Genomic DNA, 4,942 nt, shown 5'->3' on the forward strand with positions numbered 1-4,942 from the left:
CACCTACCGGCGCGACTGCCCCTCGCGCACCGTCGTCGAGGCCCTCGCCAACAAGTGGGTGCTGTACGTCCTCGCGGCCCTGCGCCGCTACGACCGCCCGATGCGCTTCAGCGAACTGCGGCGGCTGCTGGACGGGATCACCCAGAAGATGCTGACGCAGACGCTGCGGTCACTGGAGCGCGACGGCCTCGTGCGGCGCACCGTCTACCCGACCGTGCCGCCCCGCGTGGAGTACGCGCTGACCGACCTCGGCGTCGAGGCCGGGCAGGTCACGAGCGCGATCAGCGCGTGGTCGGTGCAGCACGCGCAGCAGATCCTCACCGCCCGGGTGGCCTTCGACGACCGCGCCGCCACCCCGCCGGAACCGCTTCCCTAGCAGGTGCCTCGGCGGGTGCCTCAGCGCGTGCCCCGCGCCGCGTCCAGGAGCGCGTGGGCGCCCTGCGCGACGAGGTCGGCGGCCACGGCGCGGCCGAGGGCCTCGGGGGAGTGGGCGGCGTCGGCGCGGGAGGCCGTGAGCTGGGTCGTGCCGTCCAGGGAGCCGACCTGGCCCAGCAGGCTGAGGGTGCCGTCCGGGAGGAGCCGGGCGTAGGCGCCGACGGGGACACTGCACCCGCCGTGCAGTTCGGCGAGCAGCGCGCGTTCGGCCCGTACGGCGGCGTCGGCGGCGGGGTCGGCCGTGGTGGCGAGCAGGGCGCGCAGCGGCGCGGAGGACTCGTCGGTGCGGACCTGGATGCCGAGGGCGCCCTGGCCGGGGCTCGGCGGGAAGAGGTCGAGCGGCAGCAGCTCGCCGATCGCGTCGTCCAGGCCCAGGCGGCGCAGGCCCGCCGCGGCGAGGACGACCGCGTCCAGGCCCTCCGACTCGATCTTGCGCAGCCGCGGCGGCACGTTGCCGCGGATCGGGACGATCTCGACGTCCGGCCGCACCGCCCGCAACTGCGAGGCCCGCCGGGCCGCGCCCGTACCGACCCGCGCCCCCTTCCGCAGTCCGGTGAGCGTCGCCCCGCACAGCGCGTCGCGCACGTCCTCCCGGCCCGGCGGCGCCAGCAGCGTGAGGCCTTCGGGTACGGCCGTGGGCAGGTCCTTGAGCGAGTGGACGACCACGTCCACCTCGCCGCGGGCGAGCGCCGCCTCCTGCGCGCTGCTGAACGCCGAGCCGCCGCTGCCCGCGGAGACGTCCGCGAGGCCCGAGCGGCGGTCGCGGTCGCCGCCCTCCAGGATCACCCGGTGGGTGAACTCCGCCTCCGGGAAGCGCTCCCGCAGCGGCGCGAGGTACTGCCGCACCTGTGCCCGCGCGAGATTGCTCGCCCGCGAGCCGACGAGGTACCGGGCCATCGCGACCACCTCCGCTCCGTCCGGACCGCACACCGGCCGGTTCTCCGAGCCTAGGGCGGGCCGCCGCCTGCTGATGCAGACAGCGGGTCGGCACGCGGGGGACGCCCCCGGGCGGCGGGTCAGCCGTGGAGGCGAACTCGGCGGCGGGCGTGGTGGGTCACCCGTGGAGGCAGGGTCAGCGGCGGGCGTGGCGGATCTTGAGGCGGCCGAAGCCGACGACGCCGGACACCCGGATGGTCGGCGCCGTGGCGGACGTGGTGGGGCGGGGCCGGTAGCGCAGGTCCTTCCAGGCGGTCGTGAGGTCGCCGACCTCGACGATCGCGTCGCGCGGCACGGTGATGCGCGCGCTGCCCGTGCCGAGGGCGAGTTCGAGGTCGAGGACGGGGTGCGGGAAGACCGCGCGGGACAGGTTGAGCCGGACCTTGCCGAAGGCGGATTCGACCTTCAGCCTGCGGGGGAGCTGCCACGCGCCGCCGCGGCGGATACGGCCGGTGGCGGCGCTGATGGTGACGGCGGTCTCCTCGGGGCCCGGGGGCTCGGCGGGGAGGGAGTCGACGGCGGCCGCGAGGTCCGCCTCGGTGCGGGCGGTGAGGGCCCGGCCGAGGCGTTCGTCCATCTCCTCGTGCGTGAGGTGCTCGGCCGCGTACGCCTCGCGCAGCCGCCGGACGGCGGCTTCGCGGGCGTCGTCGGTGAGGGGCGGCTGGGGCGGCTGCGCGGGCGGGGTGGTCACCGTCCCACGATAGGGGCAGTGTTCAGGCGGGCGGGAGGCCGGTGAGCCAGCCGGTCAGCAGGGCGTTGACCTCGGCGGGGCGCTCCTGCTGGATCCAGTGGCCGCAGCCGTCGAGGATGTGGTGGGAGACCAGGCCGGGCAGCGTGGCGGGGAAGGCGTCGATCGCCTGCGACATCCATGTCGTGGAGGCGTCGAGGGCGCCGCCGACGAAGAGGGACGGCTGCCGCACCGGGGCGCCGTCGAGGGCCGCGAGGTCCTCCCAGTCGCGGTCCAGGTTGCGGTAGCGGTGGAGCGCCCCGGTGAGTCCGGTCCGCTCGAACTCGCCCGCGTAGAAGTCGAGCTCGGCCTCGCCGAGCCAGGCGGGGGTGCGGTCGTGCGGGAAGCGCTCGCGCAGGGTGCCGCCGGGGCGGACGAAGTGCGGGTCGGGGGCGCCGGGTTCGGGCATCGTGTCGGCGGACATCGCCGCGTAGAAGCCCGCGAGCCAGCCGCGGACGTCGGGTTCGATCTCGGCCTCGGCGCGGCCGGGCTGCTGGAAGTAGGAGACGTAGAACTCCTCGTCGCCGCCCATCGAGGCGAAGATCCCGGACGGCCGCGGTCCGCCGCGCGGCGCGTACGGCACGCTCAGCAGCCCCACCGCGCGGAAGACGTCCGGGTGCAGCAGCGCGGCGTTCGCGGCGATGTTCGCGCCCCAGTCGTGCCCGACGATCACCGCGGGTCCGCCGCCGAGCGCGTGGACGACGGCGGCCGCGTCGGCGGCCAGCTCCGTCATGCGGTACGCCTCCGGCTCCGCGGGCCGCGAGGAGCGCCCGTAGCCGCGGACGTCCACGGCCGCCGCGCGGAATCCGGCCGCCGCGAGCGCGGGCAGCTGGGCCCGCCAGGAGTACCAGGACTCGGGGAAGCCGTGGACGAGCAGCACGAGCGGCCCCTCCCCGTGCTCCACCACGTGTGTCCGCCCCGCGGGCGACGGGACGAGCCGGTGGGTGAACTGCTGCGGCATGGCGCTCCTCCGGAAGGGGCGAGGGGACGGGCTCCGTCCCTGATCATCCGCACCGGCACCCGGCCCACCAAGATCATTTGCCGATCCGGCAACACCGCCGCCCGCCGGACGCCGCAGGTGAGGGCCGATGTGTCCTACGGACCTGCTCCGTGTCTTACGCCCCGCGCGGAATCGCCTTGTGACCGCCGGACGCCCCTTCCTACGCTCGCCGTATGAGCGATCACGAACTGCCGGTGCTCGAACTCGCCTTCCCCGGACCGGAGCGCGACCGCGGTGTGGCCGCGATCCGCAGCGGCGAGAAGACGGCCCTGACCGGCCTGAAGGAGATCTACGAGCACGCGGGCGAGGCGCTGCCGGCGGTCGGGCAGCGCTATTCCGTCGTCGACTCCGACGGCGCGCACGCCGTCACGATCGAGCTGGTGGAGGTGACCGTGCTGCCGATGGCGGAGGTCGGGGACGACTTCGCGCACGCCGAAGGGCGCGGTTACGCCGACGCGGCGCAGTGGCGGGACGCGCACGTGGACTTCTTCACGAGCGAGGGCGTCCGCGACTTCCTGGGCCGCACCCCGGTCGTCGACGGCGGCACGCTCGTGGTGGCCGAGCGCTTCCGGGTCGTCCCGGAGTAGCGGGCCCGCGCCCCGTCCGCCCCGCGCCGCCTGCCGGGGCGCGGGGCGGACGGGCCCGGCTCAGCCCAGTGTCACCTTCGCCGAGGACGTCAGCCCGCCCGCGGCCACCGTCAGCGTGACCTCGCCCCTGCCGACCGCGGTGAGCGTGCCCGCGGCGAGGTCGAGGACGGCGAGCGTGCCGTGGCGGCGGCGCGCGGTCGCGGCCTCGGCGGACGTGCGGGCCACGGCCAGGCCGCGGCTGCCGGACCAGGTCACGCTCGCCGGGAAGCGCAGCGGGAAGCGCAGACCGAACTCGCTGGTGATACCGGTGGCGATGACGTCCGCCGAGGCGCCGCGCGCGAGCCGCGCCGGGGCGGCGAGTTCGATGCCGTCGATGAGCGGGCGGGATTCGGCCACCAGCCACTCGCGGGTGTCGGGGCTGGGTTCCCCGGCCCTGATGCGCGCCGGGCGCGGATCGACGGCGACGTGCATCCAGCCGAAGAAGCCGCCCTGGTCGGGCGAGCTGTAGGGGGTCTTGCCGACGGCCGGGGTGGTGATGTCGAGGACGCCGTCCGCGCGGGTGACGGACGCGGTGTGCGCGTGGCCGGTGAACAGCGCGACGGGCTTGCCGGACTGCTCGCGGAAGTCCGCCAGCCACTGCTGGAGCAGGCCCGCCTCCAGCTGGTCGGACAGCTGCGAGGCGCCCGCGCCGGAGGGGTCGCTGAGCGGGTGGTGGAAGGACACCACGACACCGGTGACCGAGCGGTCCTTCGCCGCCTTCGCCAACTCGGCCTGGAGCAGCGGCACCTGGGCCCAGTCGGAGGTGCGCATGTCGCCGGTGTGCGAGTCCAGCAGGATGAAGCGCACGCCCTTGTGGTCCAGCACCTGCTTGTTGGGACGGCCGGTCGCGGACAGGAAGGTGTCCAGACCGCCGGTCGCCGACAGACCCGCCTCGTGGTTGCCCGGCGTCCAGTAGACCGGAAGGCCGGCAGGGACGTGGTCGCGCAGCAGGCCGAGCGCGAGGTCGAAGTCGGCCTGCGTGTTGTTGTCGACGAAGTCGCCGTTGATCAGCACGAAGTCCGGCTTGCTCGCGACGAGTTGGCCGAGCGCCTCGACGGCCTGCCGCCCGGAGAAGGAGTCCAGCCCGGCGGCGGCGCTGATGTGCAGGTCGGAGAGCACCGCGAACGTCCAGCGCCGGTCGGGCAGTTCGCCCTGCTCGACGACGTACGGGTCGGGCTGCGGCGGCTCGGACGCGTCCGGCTCCTGCCCGACCTGTGC

6 protein-coding genes are annotated in these 4,942 nt (G+C 75.4%); 2 read left to right on the top strand and 4 right to left on the bottom strand.

Going from position 1 to position 4,942, the window contains the following annotated elements:
- A partial coding sequence (locus tag ACWERV_RS36480; RefSeq protein ID WP_452941163.1) for a winged helix-turn-helix transcriptional regulator occupies nucleotides 1-376 on the top strand: 376 nt, incomplete at its 5' end.
- A gap of 20 nt (nucleotides 377-396) precedes the next feature.
- On the opposite strand, the gene hemC is transcribed toward ACWERV_RS36480, so the two are convergent.
- The 3 genes from hemC to ACWERV_RS36495 form a co-directional block, all read right to left on the bottom strand.
- Complete coding sequence (hemC, locus tag ACWERV_RS36485; protein WP_452941164.1) at nucleotides 397-1,332, bottom strand: hydroxymethylbilane synthase; 936 nt, start codon at nucleotides 1,330-1,332, stop codon at nucleotides 397-399.
- Between the two features lie 175 nt (nucleotides 1,333-1,507).
- Nucleotides 1,508-2,062 (bottom strand): DUF1707 SHOCT-like domain-containing protein, encoded by a 555-nt coding sequence (locus tag ACWERV_RS36490; protein WP_452941166.1) that lies wholly within the window; start codon nucleotides 2,060-2,062, stop codon nucleotides 1,508-1,510.
- Nucleotides 2,063-2,084: 22 nt separating this feature from the next.
- Nucleotides 2,085-3,059, bottom strand: coding sequence for an alpha/beta fold hydrolase (locus ACWERV_RS36495; RefSeq protein WP_452941168.1), 975 nt, complete (start codon nucleotides 3,057-3,059; stop codon nucleotides 2,085-2,087).
- Between the two features lie 212 nt (nucleotides 3,060-3,271).
- Between ACWERV_RS36495 and ACWERV_RS36500 the strand changes: the two genes are divergently transcribed.
- The gene (locus tag ACWERV_RS36500; RefSeq protein ID WP_398174502.1) at nucleotides 3,272-3,685 is read left to right on the top strand and encodes an ASCH domain-containing protein; all 414 of its coding nucleotides are present in this window, start codon (nucleotides 3,272-3,274) and stop codon (nucleotides 3,683-3,685) included.
- A 60-nt stretch (nucleotides 3,686-3,745) separates the two neighbouring features.
- Here ACWERV_RS36500 and ACWERV_RS36505 read toward each other — a convergent pair.
- On the bottom strand, nucleotides 3,746-4,942 hold a 1,197-nt coding region (locus tag ACWERV_RS36505), incomplete at its 5' end, for a metallophosphoesterase family protein (RefSeq protein ID WP_452941170.1).

The sequence above is a fragment of the Streptomyces sp. NPDC004031 genome (assembly GCF_053604375.1).

Bases quoted from the DNA above. Each gene is read 5' to 3' on its own strand.
- ACWERV_RS36500 (WP_398174502.1), top strand. From the start codon at position 3,272: ATGAGCGATCACGAACTGCCGGTGCTCGAACTCGCCTTCCCCGGACCG.
- ACWERV_RS36495 (WP_452941168.1), bottom strand. From the start codon at position 3,059: ATGCCGCAGCAGTTCACCCACCGGCTCGTCCCGTCGCCCGCGGGGCGG.
- hemC (WP_452941164.1), bottom strand. From the start codon at position 1,332: ATGGCCCGGTACCTCGTCGGCTCGCGGGCGAGCAATCTCGCGCGGGCA.